Below are 21,509 nucleotides of genomic sequence, written 5' to 3'. Positions count from 1 at the left end.
TCTGGCAAACAACCTTTCTTTGAAATTGATTTGAATCAAAAAACGGTTATTCCAAATGGTTATCATGTCCTTCAAGGAATGTTCAGCCAAAATGAAGATATAAAAAATATCATGTCAGATTTTGTGGCAGCTAATCCAGATTACCGTCTATTTGATACGAATATTTCTGTTGAATCAAGTGATTTGGTATATCTTGGCTTAGCCGAGCAAGCTAGAAAATTTGTAGTGGAATTTTCTGAGAATCCAACACTCGCAGAAGGACAAGAAGTGACAAAAGAACTCATTGAAAAAATAATAAGTATTGATTCTTTGAATGAATTTAGTCGTGGCTACGATAAACTCTATATTGATGAAGTTTTCCAAAATGGAGAAGTGACCGAGAGTGAACCTTATCTGAGAATCGATTTAGGAGACGGTTTGGTTGAAAATAAGCAGTACTATCTTGATTTAGCTAAAAAAATTGGATTAACACCTAAAGATATTGGATTTGGGAAATCTCAAGAAGATATTCAGCTTGATTTGCAGGCGGTAGAATTTTCTGATTCCTATAAAAATAGCGAAAAAGTCCCACAGGATTTGACATTGGTTTTGGAAGACTCGGAATCTCTTAAATGGGCAGATGACAGTCGTCTTTTTGTCCGTGCTGAACTGCAGGACATCGAAACAGAAGAACCTGTTATTTATACGCCATTCGTTGTAGATAACCCAAGAGAAACTGATTTTCTAACCTGGTGGCAAGACAATTATAAAGCGATTGACAAACAAGTTCGTTCTTCAGATGACGTCGTTGCTTTAGAAAAAAAGCTTGATTTCCGAAGATTGCCTAAGCTAGAACAAGAGAAAATTTTGGATGAGCAAAATGGTGTCCTGAACTTGTTTGATGATGAAAATAACTCAAGTAAGTTAAATCAAATTGTTGACCAAATTGATATTGAGGAAGATACTCAGGTTACGGAGCAACAAACTCAAGAAAAATCAATTCCGACCAAGGAAGAAGATAATAGCCGTCTGGCTCAGGCTCAACGTAAATTGGAGCGCCTTGAGCGGGAGATGTCCGAAGCAACGGATGAGATGTATGCCCATCAAAAACTGACAAATGGTCAGCCTATGAACGATAAGCGTAATGGTCCTGCATGGTTTAAACGACGTGAAGAACTTGAGCGAAAAGCTCGTAATTTGGATTCGGAGCTTAAAGATCATCGTGATCGTGTTGATAGACTTGAACAGCAAGTATTTAATAAGGAACACGGTCTCAATAAACAAGGAACTGGTTTGGAGATGAGCGTTGGGAATATTGATAATATCAAACGTGCTATTGAAACAGGTGAACTCATTGAAGGTAACAAAGCGAAACTTTCTGGTGAAACGATTAAAAAATATCAAAAAGAGTTGGTTAGGCTAGAAGAAATGAAGCATAACTCAGAAAAAGTCCAAGGGGTTATGAGTGATGCAACTAAGGCTTTAATTACCAGTGGTGATATCAAGCAATGGATAAAGCAGCCAACACTCTATTTTGTGAATGGCTTACAAAAAGTTGCTTTGGAACTTGATGCAGAAACAGGAGAATTCAAAATTTCTCAAAAATATGCACCGAAAACTCAAACTGATAAAGATTTTGTAGATAATCTACTTGCTAAATATAATGCAGAAAAGGTTGAGTCGATTAGCACACTTCAAGAGGTTTTAGATGACTTAGATAATCATCCTGAATTACTCCCTGAAGTAACTGAACTTGAAAAATCATTAACCGATGTTTCAAGATATGATGGTGTTGATAAAGATAGTCCAGCTATCGCAGAATTGCAATCAAAAATGGGATTAGGTTCTGCCGAATTTGTTTCTGAAAATAGGGCTAAGCCAACAGTAGAAAACGATGAAGTAGAAGTAGGGAAAATTATTACTCAAATTTCAGATGGCTTTGTCACAATGTCACAGAGAGCGCCTCTTGATTCTGAACCAGATAAAATTGATTTAGCCATTCTGGATGAAAGAATGAATACCATTCAATCTTTCTCAGTTGGTGTATTAAATGTTACAGCAGGTGAGACAAAAGAAGAGAGACGTGAGCAGACTGCATACCATCTTCTCGGAGAGTTAGCACAAGCCTCAGAAATTGGGCAGAATGATCTTTCAGCAATCAATGTTATTTCAACTTTTTCTCTTCTTGACACACCTGAAGTTTCAGTGACTTTTGAAGATGTTGAAAAAGTTGAAGAATTGGCCAAGGCATTTTCTAAGGCTAAAATTGTTGAAGAAATAGTTGAGAAATCAACAGAAAATACTGTTACACCATATAAATCAAAAGATATCACGGTTGAACAGATGATGAATGATGCAGCAGTGCAAATACGTGAGTACTCGAAAAATCCAGCTGATTTAAAATCATATATGGACTTTATGAGTAACTTCCCACAATATTCAGCTAAAAATAATGCACTACTTCGGAGACAATGGCATGGTGCAGTGGCAGTAGCATCTTTTGATCAGTGGGCGAAGTTAGGAGATAAACTTGGTATTAGATCAGATGACCTTGAAACAGACAGAGTTACTTTCAAAAACGAAAAAACTGGTGAAGAAAAGGTTATCGAAAATGGCAGTCTTTCAGTTAAAAAAGGTGAGAAATCAAATATTTATTTGTTCAGACCGCAAACTACAAAAGTTATTCCACTACTAGATGAAAATGGCAAACAAAAGAAAAACGATAAAGGTTATCCAATGTTCAAGCCATCTTTTAAAGCAACTGCTGAAGAAAAAGCTAAGATTGCAAATGGTACACTCAAAATCGAATCTAGGCCGAGGATAGCTGAAGGAAAAGTTCAGTTTGCTAAATTCCCAGTTTATGACATTACGCAAACAAATTTGAAATCAAGTAGTTATCCTAAAGCGATGCCGAATCGCAAGGTTGATTATGATGTCGATATTGATAGTGCGAACAATATGATGAGAGGATTGAAAGCCTATTAAGATAAAATCAAAGTTCCTGTTTTTGTAGATGAAAATAACTTCTTAGGAAATGCCAAAGGTGCTTTTCGTCATAGTGAAATCACAGGGGAGCAACATATTATTATGAATCCACGTAACACAGAAACAGATAATATTGCGACCTTGATTCATGAGTTGGCCCATGCTACTCTGCACAATCCGTTGACAGAATATAAAGAAGATCTGTCAACGAATCGTAAAGAATTGGAAGCAGAAATGACCTCATATATTGTCTCTAAACACTTTGGAATGGATACTGCTGAAGACTCTATTGGTTACATGGCAGATTGGTCTAAACAACTCACTGTTCTAAGTGATGAAGAGTTGGACCATTCATTCACTCGAATAGGTGGCACAGTTAAAACAATTGTTAAATCTATTGAGAGAGAATTCGAGATTGCACCAGTTAAAAATAAAGATATTGCTACTAATGTTGGTAAACCAATCAATCAACCAAAAGTTAAAGGCAGATGATCTGTCAACTAAACAGCGACTATATTAACGCTCGAACGGGGTGAGAAGCCCGTTTTAGAAAGGGAAACCATGGACAAAAATATCACAGAATCAAAATTGATGATTATTACGGATACTGAAGGTGAGAAAAAGGCACTTATGGCTTATGACAAGCTTCAGAGAAATAATCGTTATTCAGTCTATGTTGCGCTTGAAAGCACGCCATGTATGCCCGATATGGACTATTTTGATAGGATCTATGTTGAAATGGATAATTATCAGAAATTGTTTGATCATATTCCAGCCATTGAAGTTGCGGTTCCTATATCCAGCCAAGTTGACGAGGATATTCAGGAGGCAAGTTTGGCGAAACATGAAGAGATGGGAAATAAGGAGCCAGCAATTATTGATAAACTCTGGTCTGGAGAATTTCGGAGACCGCCGAAAGGTAGCTGGGAGAAAACTTTAGCTTCTTTTGATTTTGGAAAACAAAATCAACTTCCTAGAAGTCACTCAATCACTTTTGATAATGACAGTTTTTTAGCAACTAAGAGAAAGAGCGTGAGATAAAATGGCACACTATACAGAGATAAAAGAGGCATATAATGCTTTAGCAGAACAAAATATCACCGATAATGGTGAATTGATGAGTTTTGACTTTGAACATGATATGCGATTGATTGTCGAACAAAATGAAAAGTCCACTGGGAATTCGATAATTAAGCAGATAACTAACCTCTATCAACTGAGGTCAAAGAAATTTTTAGAGAAATTTCCAGTTCCGAATATCAGAGTCATTGTAGATGGTGTTTCGGATGTTTTCAAGCTCAAAACAGCCAAGGCAAGACGTGCAGCGCTTTATGACATCATCGCAAAAGATGCAGCTCAATTTCAACTTCAAGGTGCTTATAAAACTATTGTAATTAGTGGTGAGCAATTTCAAGTTATCCGTGAAAATTCTGATGTGGAGAATTTGGCAGTATTAGAGTTCAAAAACATTAGTGTTGGAAAAGCCAAAGAATTACAAGGATTTGAAATTTGGAAAGAGATTGATAAGGACATAGTGTCTGTGCTACCACTTCCTTATCCAGTTTATGATGTTTATCGGGATGCGTTTGATATTGAAACAAAGGAAGAATTAAAAACATATTCTGAAGCTATCAAATCACTTGAACAATATGTGACTATCCTCCAAGGTAATTTTGAAGAACGTGATACAGCATTTTTTGAAAAAGCAACTGAAGAAATGACTCAAATGCTTGAAAATAAGTATCGTATTCCTACTAATGAGTATGAGGATAAAATTGATGAACGGTTTAAACAAGTTCTTGAAGACAAGGGAATTGTCGCCTACACGGCTAAGAAAGGGCTAGATCATCTAATTGAAAAGTTCATTAGTGATGCAGCAAATGATGGCTTTTTACTTTCAGCTATCCATGATCAAATTGTTATCGAAGGGAATTCAGTGGAAGGTGCAGAATATAATATTTTGCGTATGAATTTAGAAGCGGTTGAATCATTTGTCTTGGACGATTTTAAAAATAACTGCCATAATTTAGCACAATATGGCACTAATCCATTCTTTGATAAAGGTCAAGAAATGGGCTATCGTGTTGATATTTCTAAACGTGAAGCCAAGGAAACTTACGACTTGCTCAAGTTTAATCATGGGACAAGTCCTAAATATGCAAAAGTTGATATTAATGACATAATCGTCAATGAAAAATCATTACATGAAGAATTGGTGCAAGCTCATGATACTATTGATGAATTTGTCAAAGTTTCAAACACCTTATATGCCAACTTTGATACGCCAGAAAATCATGAATTTGTTCAACAAAGGTTTGAATCGCAATATTCTGTAACGGAAGTTTTTGAGGGATTGCTTGGAGACTGTCAAAGTCGTGAAGATGATATTAAGAAGATTATCGATATGGATCACTTTATCCATCACAACGATAATCATCAGAAATTACTTGAAGTATTACAAAGTGATATGCCATTAGCTTACTATCATTTCAAGTCATTTGGATTAAATGAAGCCACCTACTTACCAGAGGCACAGTTTGAGGCAAGAGTTAATCAAGCAGAGAAATTCTTCCAGCAAGCAGAAATGGGAGATACATTATCGTTTGGTACAAGTAGTATTTTAGTTAAAGCTGTCAGCGAGAACGTTAATAATGGTTTGAATCCAGTTGCGGCTCGTATTTTTACCAAAGGTGAATGGGAAGATGACTATCTTTTGTTTGGTGAAAATGAAAAACACCCGCCTAGAGAACGGATTGAGGAGATTCTTAAAGCATGGGGAGCAGATGAATTTGATAGCCAACAAGCACCATTACTTAAAGAATTTTATAAACCTGAATTTGTCCAAGAAAAAATTCAAAAATTAATGGTAGATGTTACGGATAGATTTCGTGATGAGGATGTCAGAACGCTAGATAAGATTGTTACCGAAAAGAGTAATGGATTAGCTCATATTTTTTATAAATTGGATAATGAGGAATCAGATAAAGCGATGGTAGAGCTACGGCTTAAAAGTAGTAATCCAAAACTACTAGATCCAATGTCGAAAGATTTTGGTGATATCTTAAAAACTTCACGAGATACACGCAAGGTTTTTGCTGGTGTACTTGTCAATCAAGAAATGTCGAAAACAAGATAGAGTATCAAAGGAGAAAAATGGTAATGAAAGGAAATTACAATGACACATATTATCGCAGCATTCCCTTGCTTAGGTAAAACGACACTTTATAGTCTAAATAAGGATACAGTGTTTGATAGAGAATTTAATGAATCTCGTTCTGTTCGAGAAATGGATGTCGAGAGTACTAAACGATTCTTTGACAGTTGTGCAGAAATAGTGAATTTACAGGTAAAAACAGGTCATTATGACTATATCTTCATTACCGAAGATGAAAGGCTTGTATCTCGTTTGAGTTTGACATTGAAAAATCAGCTGACTTTGGTATTTCCAAATGTCTTTGATAGGGCTGTTATGGCTGAGTACAAAGAACTTGTCATTGAGCGCTCAGGAATAGAGTGGTATAACCGTGTCATGCCAACTAAATTAGCTTCTTTGAAAGAGCGTATTCAAAAATATCAAGCTGCAGGATATGATTGTCGATTGACAGATTTAGAACATCCATACATTGAAGATGTTTTTGAGTTTAGCGACAGTGTTAAATTATCCCCCAAAAAGAAATTAGTAGGGGGAGATGAATGACGACTATTCTAGCAATACTTGCGAATGCAACAAGTTTAATCTTGTGGTTACCGCAAGCAAAATCGACCTGGGAAAATCGAAATGAAGAGACAGCATTAAAAGGCATATCCCTAGGCACTCAACTATTTGCTGCCGCAAACACAATCATGTGGTGCTTGTACGGCTTGTCTATTCAAAGTTATTGGGTCTCCGCAGGAACAATCATTACATTGCCTCTTGTTTCTTTAACAATCTTTTTTAAGGTCAGGAAGCGACAACCAGAGGCAGATGATTGCCGAAAAGATTATGTCCCACGCAGGAAAAAAGTAACTTTTGATAATTACTTAAAAATGAGTGATTTTGAAAAGGGACAGTGCATAAGAGATATCAGTGAAGATAAAATAATTCGTAAAGTTGAACTATTAAATTGGATGAGCTATGAATCACTTAAAGAAATCAATAAAAAATACTGGGATTTAGATTTGCAAAAAGTTGATTTAGCAAAAAAATCACTTTTGAACAGTATCAAAGATTAAGTGATTCTGGAAAAGAGCAGTATTTGATAGATATCAAAAAAGGTAAGGTTTATCCAGAATACCAATTTTTATCTGAAGAATCATACTGTAAACTTAGTTACCTGGATAAGAAATATTGGGATGAATATGTTGAATACTAAGTAGCCTATTAGTATAGTGGAGAATATGGAGATTTAAAGAAAAATCATGACAATTAAAAAAGCAAAGAAGAAAAAAAATCACTTTAGAGTTATCATTGGAAGTATTCTAGGAGTTGTTGTAGTTACTTGTATCATCACTTTTGGGATTTTCATGTTCGAGAGTAAGGGAAGTTGGCAAGGAGTTAATCAAACAGGTGTAAAGTATGAAGATAGGAAAATATCTAAAAAACTGGCCAAAGCAATTGAGCAAAATGGTACAGCAGTGGAGATTGAAGGGCATATAATTACTGAAGTGCCGACGTATAATCCTAAATGATTATGAGATCAAGAGTGACTGTTATTCTTATAATCTACGCAAATTGTAGAATGAAGTTAGCTACATTATTAGAATTTTTTTCCAATAAAAAAACATCTCAAAGATGCTATGCTGTAATTATCTAGAAACCAGTCAATAGGGTCTTTGAGATGCAAATAAATTGTATCACAATTTATACTCATTTGTCACTACATGAACGACAATTTGTCAACAAAAATATTTGTACAAAAAGTAAATTTTTTTTGTTGACAAATAAAAAAAGCTCTGATATACTGAGTTTAGAAATAAGTAATAAAAATATATTTACTTTTCGAAGTGATCAGAATAAATCTTAGGAAGAGGCACGTTATGACAAATATTATGGATAAAATCAAAAATTCAACAACTAAACAGAAAATTGTAGTAGGAGCGATTGTAGCTGTTCTTTTAGGTGGTGGCATTGGAATTTCTGTCAATGGACACAACCAATCAGTAAAGGCAGCTGAAAGTGCCAAAGTAGCCCAAAAAGAAGCATCTAGTTTAATCAAGGAAGCGATTGAAAAACAAAATGATGTTTCAATCAAACAAGCTGCAGTTGTCAATACTCAAAAAGCAGCAGTAGCGCTTCAAACTAAGGCTGATGAAAAAGTATCAGCAGCAGCTAAGGATAGTGATAAAGCTGACCAACTAAAAAAAGAAGCTGAGCTAATCCAAAAAGTAGCCTTGGTTGAACAAGCAAAAGCAAATGAGTTGCAAGAACAAGCTGTAAAAGCACAAGATGAGGCTATTTCTGCTTATAAAAAAGCTGAAAAAGTTTCAAATCTTAGCAAAAAATCAAAAGAGGCTATCACTGAAGTGGTAGAAGCTCAAGAAAAAGTTGCGACATCTCAAAAAGCTTTGAAAAAAACTTTAAATGAAAAAAAAGTTGTTTCAGATTCAGTCAAACAAGCTACTGAAACAAGTAAACTTGCGGACAACGCTATTGTTATTGAGGGAAATGTCATCACAGAATTTGGTGTCGTCAACAAGCCTAAAGTACCTGAGAAACCAAAAGATAACTCATCTGCGACAGTTGATGATACTGTAAAAAATGCTGAAAAAGAAGGGGCTAATAGTGCGGCAAACGATGCGGCTGAAAAAGCTGTCAAAAACCTTGAAGCTAATCAGACGAATGACAATGTTGGTCCTGCTCAAGAAGCAGTAAACAAAGTCCTTGATGCCAACAAGAAAAAAGATTTTCAAGCTCGAATTGATGCAGTGAAGAAGGCTATTGCAGATCGTGAAGCTCAAGCTCAAAAGCCAGATGTTTCTGAAAAGCCAGAAACTCAAGAGCCTTCACCTAATGTTCCGACACCAGCCCCAGCCCCAAGTCCAACACCTGCTCCAACTCCGAGGCCAACACCGACACCAAGTCCAGCGCCTGCTCCAAATACTCCAAAGCAAAACGGTGGATGGGAAGGGTACTATGTTCCAGAATATGATTACAATCATGATGGGTACTCTTCTTTTGAAGAAGGGCAAAAATATATTAGTGATCCAGTGGGGTCATTGGATGCTTTAGGTAATCCACATTAATTTAATCCGAAATCATGATTTGAAATAGTCATGATTTTTTCTTTTAATTTATGCTATAATATTTATCGGCACCTCTTTGTCTAGGAAGGAGGTGTATAGAATGCTTGATTTCTTTACCAAAGTATTAGCAAGTGTCATCGCTGGCATATTGCTCATCATCATTGAGAAAATGATGAACAAGGACAAATGACCTAGACAGGTTGTCCGCACACGCTTTTAAATAAGTGCAAAAAAAGAGCCATGTATGCAACTACATGGCTCTTTGTGATGCTTAATTCTTTACCAAAGATATGCTTTAATTATATCATAAAGAAATATGTTGTCAAATTTAAGTGAATTCATTTTTTTCCTTACGTTTTTAGTCTCGATTTATTTCAGACAATAGCCCAATCATAAGGTCTAACTGCCTATAATTCTTGCGATTTTTCTTTATGCAACAAATCAAGCTGATACTGACTGTCCATTTTTAACAAAAAATTAATAGGAATCCCTGTTGCGATTTCAATTTTTAAAGCAACTTCAGAACTCATGAATTTTTTCCTGTTTAAAATATCAGAAATATAAGCTTGCGTTACACCAATATGTTCAGCTAAATCCGCTTGCGTAATTTGATAATGCTTCATTGTTTCTTTTAGTGTATCAGCTGATGAAAAGTTAGATACATCAACGGCGATTTTATGATTTCGATTCAACATAAGCATTCTCCCTTCTCTCGATTATACCATTTTTTTGTGATGCAATGAAGAAATAGTAGATTTCTTCTTATAATTTATAATTTGTAAATTTGATAGTTTAAAAACACGATTTTTCAAAGTCGTGTTTTTTATGTGCCTTTTTTTATCTGTTTTAAAAATATTTATAAAATAAAGGTAAGCTAGCTATTAAACTAGTAAATAAAAATTTCAAAGGAGAACTCTCTTGAACAAAAACAAGAAAATAAGCTTTCGACAATGGAAGTCAGGAAAAAAATGGCTTTATGCCGCAACGGCATTAGCCTTAGTGGCTGGTGGGGTTAGTGTCAGCACACAATCAGTTTCAGCACTTGTAGGTGGAATGAATCTTCAAACTAACGGTAGTGCAGTATTAAATGTTGATAAAGCTGCCAAAAATGAAATCATGCAAAATGGTACTTACTTTACATTTTTAAAATGGGATGGTGCGGGAAAAACCGAAATTTTAGGAGAGGCTAATACAACCGATTTAGGCTCTGCTAAGAATTATTATGCTTCCATCTTTATGGACTGGGGTGCTAAAAATCAATTTATGAGAGCCGATGGTAAAGCCTTCACGCTTCAAGCAGGTACTAAAATTCGTTTCACAAATGTTGCCAAAGATAAAGATGGTAGAGCAGTTGATATTGTGATTACTTACAATGGATTTAACCCTAATGGTGTTTTACCACCATCAGTTGGCTTTGATGATACTGATTTTATTGGGACAAATGGCACGACTAATTTAACTAGTCATGGTATTGGTGGAAACTATGCAGGTGTTCAAGCAATTGACTCATCAATTTCTTATTATCTTCATGGCACAAATACGCCAGTGTCTTTAGGCGTGATTGCACTCTGGTCTGATATTGATGTTAAACAGGGACTTCATGAAACGCAGTCCAATTTAGGCGCTTTTGCACCGAGTGGGACAACTCTTAATAACTATCAAGGTGCTGGATTCCCAGATAACTTTGTCGTAACCACGGACTGGACCGACTATGACGGCGAGGAAGGTTTAGCTAAAACTGCCTACTATGGTGTTGGTAAAGGTTCTTCTTTGCGTATGGCTTTCCAAGCCCCCTATGAGTTTGGTGGTGTCAATGTAGGTGCTAGAGCCCAAATTACTGCAAGCAATGTCGCTGGCTTCCGCCTAGATATTTTAGGACAGCCCAAGGGTGTTGTGATTCCAAAACCAGATGTTCCAGAACCGCCAGCACCAACAAAATCAGTTACCGATGGTTCAGCTGATATTAACGGTAAAACGACTACTCCTGATAAATCATGGGTTTATCACGTTAAACAAGAAGTGCCTACACTCGATAAGATGATTGGGACGAAATATGCGACATTTACACTGCATGACGATGTACCTGCATCCGCTAAGATTCAGTCTGTAAAAGTAGTGACTAAAAATGGGACGGATGTCTCAACTGACGGTCCAAATAAACGTTTCAACGTCACAGTGAATGGCCAAAGTGTTGAAGCCAAAGCAAATGCAACACTTGGTGCAGATGCTTTCTATGGTGAAACGTATGATTTGGTTATCACAACTTTAGTTGATATCAGTGATCAAACAAAAACGGGTACTCAGCTAAAAGCAGATAATGCAGCAACTTCAACATTTACTGGGCCAGAAGATAAATCATGGGCCAAAACAACGAACCATGTGACATCAGAGCCTAAATTCGTGGCACCAACAATCAAGAAATCTGTATCTCTTGATAGTAAAAATTGGGTAAATTCTGCCACCCTCTCAGGCTTTACTCAAAAATATGAATACAAGGTCGATTACACGTTAAGTGATCATGTGGATTATGCTAGTTTAACTTTAAGCGATCCACTTGAAGATGTTCAAACTTTTGATTCTGTCAAAGTTGTGGATAGCTCAGGAAAAGATATTTCAAGTTCAGGGAAATGGTCTCTCAATGGTGCTGAGGTTACCAATCCAAGTGCTGCTCTGAAAGCGTTAAAAGCATCTGAAGATGGTAAAAAAGCGCAAGTTTCCCTTAAATGGATTGCTAATACACCTTCTACCTACACTCGTGTTGGTGGTAATATCGCACTTCAATTTTCTGGTGTCACACTTAATGATGCTGATGCAGCAGACTTGAAGCAATATGTTTCTGATTCAATGGTTGTTGTACCAAATGTTTCAGCACTTGATTATAAAGACACAACACCTGCCACGAATGAACCAGGTCACCTTGATTCAAACAAAGTTGACGTTAAAGTTAAGGTTCCACCTGCACCGCCAACACCTGTCAAAACAGTAACAGATGGTGGTAAGGATATCAATGGTAGTGTGACAACACCTAATACGCATTGGATTTTTGATGTTGCACAAGAAGTGCCAGCTGATGGTGCTTATCTTGGTTTTGTGATGGGAGATGATGTGCCCACAACTGCCAAAATTCAATCTGTAAAAATCATTGATGAAAAAGGTAATGATGCAGCAGACAGATTGACATTGAAGCAATCAGGAAACAAAATTACAGCGACAGCTAAAGCTGATAAGCTAAACGATTTGAATTCTGATTTCTATGGCCATACTTATCATATCGTCATTGATACTTTGGTTAATATTGATGTTCAAAAACAAACTGCTGAGGAGTTGAAAACCGATAATACTGGGACGACAACTGGTAAAACACTTGATGATAAGCCTTGGAGTAAGGTAACAAATAAAGTGACAGTTACGCCTAAATTTAATACCCCTAGTGTTAAAAAAGCAGTTGCCAAAGAGGGCGGAAATTATGTGACAAACGAAAAGCTTGATACACATAACCAAAAGTATAACTATAAAATTGATTATCAGCTGACTGATCATGCAGATTATACGACGCTAATCCTGAATGATCCAATGGAAGACATTCAAGTCTTTGATTCAGCTAAGGTGTTGGATGCCAAAGGAAATGACATTACAGCTACAGGTAAGTGGCTAGTTAATGGCAAAGAAACGGGTAATCCAGCGGAAAGTATCAAGGCATTGGGGCTTTATAAGGACGGTAAAAAAGGTACTGTTACACTGTCATGGCGAGCAAATGATCCAAGTAAATATACTCGAATTGGTGGCACTTTGTCTCTATATATCATTGGAACAACGTTAAGCCAGACGAATGCTGCAGATGAGGTAGCTTATATCACTGATGGTAAAGAAGTAGTGCCTGATACTGCCAATATGGACTGGTTAGATAAAACACCAGCTGCAGATGAGCCGAATCATCTTGAATCAAATAAAGTAACAGTAACGCCACCAAAACCAACGGATGTTGCGGCTGATAAAAAGGTATCAGTCGATAATGGCAAAACTTTTGTCAAAGATGGTAAACTGCCAAGTCATGACAGTGTTTATGACTGGAAAAATACCTTCACATTGTCTAAGTTTAACAATTATGATGAGCTGATTTTAACGGATCACTTTGCCAATGTTCAAGTTACAAACTTTGACATCAATAGAGATGTTAAAATCACTCAAAATGCTCAGGATATCACAAGTAAGTTTGCGCTTAAAATGGTAGTGGGTAAAGCAGGTAGCAATACTGTTGATATTATCGCAACTGCCAAAACGCCAAATGATTTTGATGATATCACAGATACCGCTATGACTCAATTAATCATGACGGTAAATGGCCAAACTCTTAAGGGTGTTACTTTAGAGTCGGAAAAACCATTTGTTAAAGATGGTAAGGAAGTGATTCCGAATCAATCAACAGTCGAAGTCAATCCAAGTCTTAAAAATGATCTATTTTCTAAATCAGCTGGTACACCAGTTGCGACCGTGACACCACCAAAACCAACGGAACTTGAAGCGGTTAAGGATGTATCCATCGATGGCGGAAAAACATGGGCAACAGAAAAAGACCTGCCAAATCATGATGGTCTTTATACATGGCGCAATACATTTAAGTTGACCATGTATAATAATGTTGAAGAGCTTGTCTTGAAGGAACACATCGCTAACGTGCAGTTGCCAAATATTGACTTAGCCAAACAAGTTAAGATTTTGCAAAACGGTAAAGATATCACGGATCACTTTACTTTGTCATTAGGAGCAAAATCAGGTAACAATGTGGCTATTTTAGCAACTGCTAAAACTCCTGCTGAATTTGATGATATCACTGATGTTGCGATGGCAAAACTTGAGATGATTGTTTCAGATGTTTCTCTAAAAGGTGTTGATTCTAAGACTGAGACACCATTCATCAAAGACGGTAAGGAGACAATTCCTAACCAAACGACAATTCAAGTGAATCCAACGTTCAATATGGATTATTTCTCTAAACAGAAAGATACCAATATTGCTAAAGTGAATGTGACCCCTCCGACACCGTTTGATAAAACAGGAACAGACGGAAATAAAAAGGAAGTCTCAGTAGATGATGAAAAGACCTGGTTGAAAGCTGATACACCTGAAACAGCTGCAGCACTATCAGAACATGATAAAGAGTATTCATGGAAGAATTCCTTCAAAGTGCCTGAGTACTATAACTTTGATGGTGAAGGTTCGCTTGTTATTACTGAACATTTTGAAAATCTTCAAAAGGATTATGCGATTTTGATTCAAGATGGTGAAAATAATGATATCACATCATGGTTCACGATTTCAGGTACAAATCCTAAAGGTGGTGATGGTAAAGTTGATATCAAGGCAGTTTTGAAAGCACAATATGCTGATAAATTTGATGACCTTGGTAAAGGTGGTACCAATATTGAAAAAGGAAAATATTCACGGCTTACCTTAATTGTTCGTGGTGCAACGCTTAAAGGTGCGACCGCTAAGCAAGAGCTGAATTATCTGACTAAGGATGATACTGTTGTTATCCCGAATCAAACCACTATCATTGCAACCAATAATGCCAACATTGATTATTGGAATAAGAAAGGTGAGACAAACAAATCACACGTTCGGCCACCTATGATCAAACCAATTATTGAAAAATTTGTTGAAGGTAATTCAGCTAGTGATGGCTCGCTTGACACACAAGAAGATACCACAAATAATCCAAAGGATCCCGTGAATAATATGCCAAAACCAGATGAGGATAAAACTGTCAATCCAGACACTGGTAAAACTGATTCACAAACCATGGATGAAGCGGTAGACATTGCAAATATTCTGATGACAAATGTTTATGATGCTTATAAATCAGCTAAGCAGCCTGTACCTAACACAGTTGAGGTAGCGATTAAAGCGATTGTGGCTCTTGATCCTGCTAAGAATGTTAAATCAACTGTTGATGATTTAACAAAAGCAATTGTTGACTTAAAAAATGCAGTAGAATCTGATGGTTTTGTTGTATCAAGTGAGTACGATGTGACCAAAATTACGCAAGAAATGGCTGATAAGGCAAATGCAGAAAACGCTGCAATCGTAAAGGTCGCTAATAAGGCTATGACGGATGCTTATGAAACTTACGAAAAACTCAAGGAAGATTATCCAACCTCTGTTAAAAAAGCAATGGAAAAGATTGTCGCTCTTGATACAAGTAAGATTGAAAATCCTACCTATGCGCAATTGGTGGAAAATACTAAAGCCATTAGCAAGGCTGTGGAGGAGTTGAAAGCTGCAGTTAAGAAAGATTTGGATGGTAGAACTTCTGAATCTTCTGCTAAGAAATAAATCAAGAAGTCACGAGAAATCGTGGCTTTTTTTGATTGTCAATTTATGATTAATATCGGTTTTAAATCGCTCTAAATACTGTCTTTTTTGTTCCTTTTTTTTCAGGAAATCGAATTATTGAGAGAATAATTTATAGATAAAAAGAAAGTAGGAACAAATGGTAGTCAAATTAATACTGGCGGAGAAACCAGACCAACAACGTAGTATTGCCGCAGCGCTTGGAACGGTAGAGAAAAAAGGTTATGTCCTTATTATAAAGGATTCTAAATATTTATCAGGTGAGTTACATATTGTTGCAGCACGTGGTCATTTAGTAGAGACAAATATTCAGCCGCCTAAATGGACCATGGATAATTTCCCGTGGTTTCCTGAGTTCTCTTACTCAATCAAAAAAGGAGACGAAGATATTAAAAAGCGGTTTGCCACAATTAAATCAGAGGTTAAGATAGCTGATGAAATTATTCTATCCACGGATGCCGATCGGGAGGGGGAACGAATTGGATACACGATTCTTAATTTGATTCCGAATGGCATTAAAAAGTTAAGATATCGTGCTTGGATTAACTCAACTACTGCGAAAGGATTGAGGGATTCATTTACAAATCTAAAAAATGCTTCTGAGACTATCAATTTTTATTATGAAGCTGAAGCACGGTCCCAAGCAGATTATTTGATTGGTTACAATATGTCGCCAATTATTACTTTGCACTCGCAAAACAACGGTACTCTTAAGAAAGGGGCTTTATCTGTTGGACGGGTACAAAGTGCCATCGTTAAGATTGTCATTGATAATGATAGAGAAATAGAAAATTTTGTACCAGAAGATTACTGGAAACTGTCGCTCAGTGATCAGGAAGAAAATATTAATTTTGTCAATGAAGAAAAATATTTTGAACAATCAGAAGCGGAAAATATTTTTTCCACTCTAACTGGAATTGCTGAAGTCGAGAATATCGAAGTTGAGAGAAAATCTCAGAGTTCAAAAAAATTATTTGATTTAGATAGTTTGCAAAAGTATGCTTCAAAAAAATGGGGGTATTCTCCTGAAGATGTGTTGACCGCAGCTCAAGAACTTTATCAAGAACCTTTGGGTTTATTGACTTATCCCAGAACAGGAATTTCATACATTACACCTGAACATTTTGAAATACTCAAAGAGAATTTGGAAGTGTCCAAGGCACGTGTTGGCATTGAGTTCAAAAATACCAATATGTCACCACGAAGTAAGTATGTGAACGAAAAAAAAGTTAAAGAGCATTTCGCTATCATGCCAACTGATGTCATTGCAACAGCTGAAGAAATTGAAAATTTTCTTGTTGTTGAAGAAATTAGCCCGATAGTTATGGCAGAACAAAAATGGGATATTAAAAAACGAAAAGCATATCAAAATGAGATTGAGTTAGCCAAACGAATTGCACCAATTAAAAAAGATATTTATCTTGCAGTGCTTAAACGAGTAGCGTTGATGTTTGCACCAGATTATGTCTATGATGAAACGGTTGTGAGAGTTAGGGATGGAGAGTCACTCTTTTATGTTACAGGAAATAAAATTATTGATATGGGCTTTCAAGTTTTTGAAGATACTGAGAAAAAGGACAATATCCTTCCTGATTTTACTCAAGGTCAGAAGATAACTGTTAAACCAGAAATTAAACAAGATACAACTAGAGCGCCTGCCAGAATTACCGAGTCGACTATGATTGGTAGTATCATGAAAGTGAAATATAAGATTGGTACACCAGCAACACGTGCATCAATTCTTAGAGTGGTCCAAGATAAAGGATATATTAAAAAGAATCAAAAGAAAGAGCTATTCCCCCTTGAAAAAGGGATTAACTTAATTAATGCAATGACTGGTAGTCAATTTATAGATCCAGAGACAACAGGCAAGTGGGAAAAAATCTTAAAACTGATTGGCCAAGGTAAGGTTCAAATGAATGATTTTGTTAATGTCGTTCAGGAAGAATTAGTAAAAGAAATTCGTAAATTTAAAGGAGTAGGTGAGTAAATGAAAATCAATGGTATTTTACAAAGTGCAAATTTTATTAAGGTAAACGGAGAGACAGTCATCGAACTTGGGGTTAAGCAGGCTAACTCTACAAATGACATGGACTTCTTTATTGTTCAGAAAGATTTTGTAAATAAAATTTTTCTCGATGAAGAAATTAATTTTGAATATGCGGTTTTACAAAGTGGCCAAAATCAATCGGCAGAACCTGAAGTTAAAATTGACGAAATTTCAAAAGTCCAACTAGGTAAAATTGATTTTGAAGCTTTATATTCTGGTAAAACTATTGAGGCACAGAATTTATCATTTGAATCAGAAGTTAAATCAAAATTAACTGAAGAACCAACAAAAATAGTAGAGCCAGAGGTAAGCGTACCTGCCACTGAAAATGTTGAAAAAAACGAGTCGCGAGAGAGCGTTTCTAAGGCGATTTCAGATGTATCAAGTGAAAAGACTCAGAAAAAGAAACCAGTAAAAAGTGGTATCGCTGGGCTACTTGAAGCAGCAAGTCTCTTTGGAGATGAAGATGAAGAAGAAGGTGAAGATGATGATGACTGATACTGAAATAAACAGACTTGGACGTGGCTTGCTCATTATTTATTCGGGGCCTTCTGGTGTTGGAAAAGGAACAGTTCGAGATGCTGTTTTTAAAACCGAAGGAAATCAGTTTGAATATTCGGTGTCAATGACAACTCGTTCCAAAAGACCAGGTGAAATAGAAGGGAAAGATTACTTTTTTACAAATCGTGAAAAATTTGAAGAAAAAATCAAAGATGGGCAAATACTTGAATATTCTGAGTATGTCGGAAATTTTTATGGGACACCGATTGATTATGTAGAACAAACTTTATCTGAAGGCAAGGATATTTTTTTGGAAGTCGATATTGCAGGGGCACGACAAATTAAAAGGGTGATGCCTGATAGTGTTTCTATTTTTCTTGCACCACCTGATGTGAATGAGCTGCGTGAGCGCTTGCGTGGCCGTGGCACGGAATCTAACGAGATTGTCAACTATCGTCTTGATAAAGCAATTGAAGAACTTGCTGCTATGGGCGAGTATGATCACATAGTTGTTAATGCTGATGTTGCAGTTGCTGCTGAGCAGGTGGTAGCAATCATTCATGATAGAAAGAGGGAGAAGATGACAGATGTTAAGATTGAAAGTAAAAATGAACCCACATGGGAAGAAATCTATGGGCGATCACCCGATTGGTTAGATACGCCTTATGAAAAAATAGAGGAAACGGATGATTATCCTGCAAAAACCTTTGCATCCGATTTGGATATGCTAAGTGATGACTTTGATCTTGATGATAATTCAATCTTAACAGATGAACAAAAAATATTAATCCAATCTACCAGAGCTTTTTATGATGATGATGGAGTTTTTCATTCATTTAAGGAGGCATTAGAAATCTCAGGAGCATCAATCCCTAAAAATATGTCAGAATCATTTGACGATCGACTTACGCTTGATGTGGAAGTGAAATGGTTATTAGAACATGATCAACTTGAAGAAGTAAGAGGTTTAATTTCTTATTATGTAGAAACAATGGAAAATGCTTGGGAACAACTCAAAGCAGATATACCAGAATTACCTCATGATAGTGCTTTTCCAGATGCGATATATGGGCTTCGTTTTGAAACAGGTGTTGGAACATGGGATGATGAGTTGATGATGTTGTATGCGAATGATCCAGATAATAAGGTATTTCCTAAAGTCTCTAGCTATTCTTATAGCAATCTAACAGACTTTTTGTATAGTCCATATTCTGACATGAGACAAAGATTTGCTAATGTATCAGATAGCGATTTTCCAGAAGTTGAGGTGGACGAACATAGTGAGATAGCTTTTTATACTGAGGCTGAGTCAGGAAGTGAAGCATTGCCTACTGAAACTGCTCAATATCTAAAAGAAACAGAAATACTTTATCAGAAATATTTCCCTGAACGAATTGAAGCATTGAAGCGCCATATTTTGAACCATGTTCAGATTTCTCCAGAAGTGGAACGACAATATGATGATATCATGGCAGCTTTAGCTCTTGGTGATTTAAGGGGCGCTAATAGTCGTTTACTACAACACAACTCTACAATTACTGATGTTGAATTTGAATTTAATTCAGATAATGAAGGATTTGATTTATTGACGGCTGATCTTAGTGGGAAAGGATTTGATTATGCTGCTACAGAGTTGAATACCAAATCTTTTAATTTTTTACCAAGCGAAGAAGCTGAAAGAATTTGGCTGAAGACAGACTTGCAATTTAAAAGAGATAAGAAAGCTGCTGAAAAATATATTTTTGATAATCGTGACAAGATAGATATTGGTGGCATCATGATACAAGATATTGCGGAGGCAAGATTCTCTTTTGAAGAAGAAGGTTTGAATATCAAAATTGGTGAGAATACGTTTTTGGATAATAGAAGTTTTCTAGAAGCACTTCAAGAACAGTATTCTGATAGAGGTTTGGGAGAGGATTTTGTTCAAGAAGTAGAAAAATTTGCTTTCCAAGATGAAAACAATCAAGAAGAAAGCACCAAAGTGGAAGGCACTTCTCTTCAATTCCAAAAAACATTGGTTGAAACAGGTTGGATTGAGGGCAAAATCAACGGTCAAGAAATTTCGGATATTGATTATTATTCCCAAAATGCTCTTGACGATTTTGAACTGACTAAATTGTTAGATGTTGAAATACTCGCCCTAACTAATAATTTGATGCAACAGACTAAAGGTACTTTTAGTGAAATTAGTGATATGGCAGAGGATGATTCAGATTTGAGGTATTGGATGGACGATTATTACAATGAAGTTGAAACATACGAAAAAATGATGTCTGAGCTACATTCACGGGACATTTGTCTTGATTCTGATACAGTTATTAATTTGTTTGATTCAGCCCCTTATGACTCATTTTTTGAAACCAAAGATGCGATTGAAGCATTATTGCATGATAAGTTTGAAAATTTTGGTAATCGTTATTTTGCAGTATTTGATGAACAACTAAATGGCTTCAAGGCTGGAATGGTTTATCAATCGGAAAAAGAAGCATTAGAGGCAGCTGCTGAACGTGTGGTAGAACTTTCTCAATCAGATGATGAACCTTGTCAGCCTGAAGGTATTTCTAATCGGGAAATTTGCGAAGATTATGGTTATCATGTTGAAGAAGTGAGTAAAAGAGAGGCTAAGGTCATCGAAGGCTCTGATAATAAGGGGTTGCTATCCACAGTTTCAACATCAGATTTGGAGAGAGCAAGAATCACTTCTGATGAAAAAGCTTTGAGAACTGAGCTTATTGAGAAATTAGATAATCAGTTGGTTGGCGTATCTTCTAAATATGAGAACCGTGAATTTTTAGAACAAAGCATGAATAAGGAGTATAGCCTTATCCTATCAGATGGCTCTAATGATTTCTTTGTTGCTGGATTTGAAAATAACGAAAAGCTTGAAAAGGCTCTGAATGAAGAGTATCTAAAAGTTGGAATTAAACCTTCAAATGATTCGGAAGTTCCCTTTATAATTGAGAGTTCTGGTAATACAGTTCAACAACCAGTTGGCATGATTGCACATGATTTGAAAACTAACCGTGTAGAAATTGAAGCTATTAATTCCTCTTTTCCGAACGCAGGTAAAGTTTTGGAAAGAGCTAAGGTAGATAAAATTTCAAAACTTATGGAAAATATTTCCAATAAATCCAAAGGACAGGTAAGATAAATATCGGCTAAAATGAAATCGGCAAATCACAATATTAACTAAATGAAAGAAGAAAAGAGGAAAAGTTTGAAAAAAATTAATATTGTCAGTACACCCTAAAAAAGGGTGCACAAAAACCAATCGCCATTGTGTCCAAAAAAATTAAGTCTAGTGGTAATAAGTCAAGTAAGACTTGTAAATTTATTTTACAAGATTTATGAAACTAAGGTACACTAAATAAGCCTACGAAAAATTCATTTTTTCGCAAGTGCTATCAAGGACTTGTGC

12 protein-coding genes and 1 pseudogene are annotated in these 21,509 nt (G+C 36.1%); 12 read left to right on the top strand and 1 reads right to left on the bottom strand.

The window, feature by feature from the left end:
• Positions 1–30 precede the first annotated feature (30 nt).
• The 8 genes from ACYQ21_RS02920 (at position 31) to ACYQ21_RS02885 (ending at position 9,186) form a co-directional block, all read left to right on the top strand.
• A complete protein-coding gene (locus ACYQ21_RS02920) occupies positions 31–2,964 on the top strand; it encodes a hypothetical protein (RefSeq protein ID WP_460054953.1) in 2,934 nt (977 codons plus the stop codon).
• A 6-nt stretch (positions 2,965–2,970) separates the two neighbouring features.
• On the top strand, positions 2,971–3,456 hold the full coding sequence (locus ACYQ21_RS02915; RefSeq protein WP_460055034.1) for an ImmA/IrrE family metallo-endopeptidase: 486 nt from the start codon (positions 2,971–2,973) through the stop codon (positions 3,454–3,456).
• Positions 3,457–3,525: 69 nt separating this feature from the next.
• On the top strand, positions 3,526–4,005 hold the full coding sequence (locus ACYQ21_RS02910; protein ID WP_460054952.1) for a hypothetical protein: 480 nt from the start codon (positions 3,526–3,528) through the stop codon (positions 4,003–4,005).
• Position 4,006: 1 nt separating this feature from the next.
• Positions 4,007–6,100: a hypothetical protein gene (locus ACYQ21_RS02905; protein ID WP_460054950.1), complete on the top strand. Its 2,094-nt coding sequence runs from the start codon at positions 4,007–4,009 to the stop codon at positions 6,098–6,100.
• 39 nt (positions 6,101–6,139) lie between these two features.
• Positions 6,140–6,661 (top strand): hypothetical protein, encoded by a 522-nt coding sequence (locus ACYQ21_RS02900; protein ID WP_460054948.1) that lies wholly within the window; start codon positions 6,140–6,142, stop codon positions 6,659–6,661.
• Positions 6,658–7,176 (top strand): SemiSWEET family sugar transporter, encoded by a 519-nt coding sequence (locus ACYQ21_RS02895; RefSeq protein WP_460054946.1) that lies wholly within the window; start codon positions 6,658–6,660, stop codon positions 7,174–7,176. Before ACYQ21_RS02900 ends, ACYQ21_RS02895 begins: the two co-directional genes overlap by 4 nt.
• Before the next feature lie 186 nt (positions 7,177–7,362).
• A complete protein-coding gene (locus tag ACYQ21_RS02890; RefSeq protein WP_460054945.1) occupies positions 7,363–7,632 on the top strand; it encodes a hypothetical protein in 270 nt (89 codons plus the stop codon).
• Between the two features lie 348 nt (positions 7,633–7,980).
• Positions 7,981–9,186 carry a hypothetical protein gene (locus tag ACYQ21_RS02885; RefSeq protein ID WP_460054942.1) on the top strand — a complete coding sequence of 402 codons (1,206 nt, stop codon included), beginning with the start codon at positions 7,981–7,983 and terminating at the stop codon, positions 9,184–9,186.
• A 407-nt stretch (positions 9,187–9,593) separates the two neighbouring features.
• Here ACYQ21_RS02885 and ACYQ21_RS02880 read toward each other — a convergent pair whose 3' ends face one another.
• Complete coding sequence (locus ACYQ21_RS02880; protein ID WP_460054940.1) at positions 9,594–9,881, bottom strand: helix-turn-helix transcriptional regulator; 288 nt, start codon at positions 9,879–9,881, stop codon at positions 9,594–9,596.
• A 223-nt stretch (positions 9,882–10,104) separates the two neighbouring features.
• Between ACYQ21_RS02880 and ACYQ21_RS02875 the strand changes: the two genes are divergently transcribed.
• The 4 genes and pseudogenes from ACYQ21_RS02875 to gmk form a co-directional block, all read left to right on the top strand.
• Positions 10,105–15,519, top strand: coding sequence for a hypothetical protein (locus ACYQ21_RS02875; RefSeq protein WP_460054937.1), 5,415 nt, complete (start codon positions 10,105–10,107; stop codon positions 15,517–15,519).
• A 157-nt stretch (positions 15,520–15,676) separates the two neighbouring features.
• Entirely contained in the window at positions 15,677–17,527 is a 1,851-nt protein-coding gene (locus ACYQ21_RS02870; protein ID WP_460054934.1) for a DNA topoisomerase, read from the top strand.
• Complete coding sequence (locus ACYQ21_RS02865) at positions 17,528–18,085, top strand: hypothetical protein (RefSeq protein WP_460054931.1); 558 nt, start codon at positions 17,528–17,530, stop codon at positions 18,083–18,085. It begins immediately after the preceding gene.
• A pseudogene (gene gmk / locus ACYQ21_RS02860) lies at positions 18,078–18,647 on the top strand (guanylate kinase); the annotation flags it as partial. The gene ACYQ21_RS02865 and the pseudogene gmk, both read left to right, overlap by 8 nt.
• Positions 18,648–21,509 lie beyond the last annotated feature (2,862 nt).

Source organism: Pseudolactococcus yaeyamensis (assembly GCF_054658615.1).
Note: the sequence above shows the minus strand (reverse complement) of the source record. Positions and strands in the feature narration are given on the sequence as shown.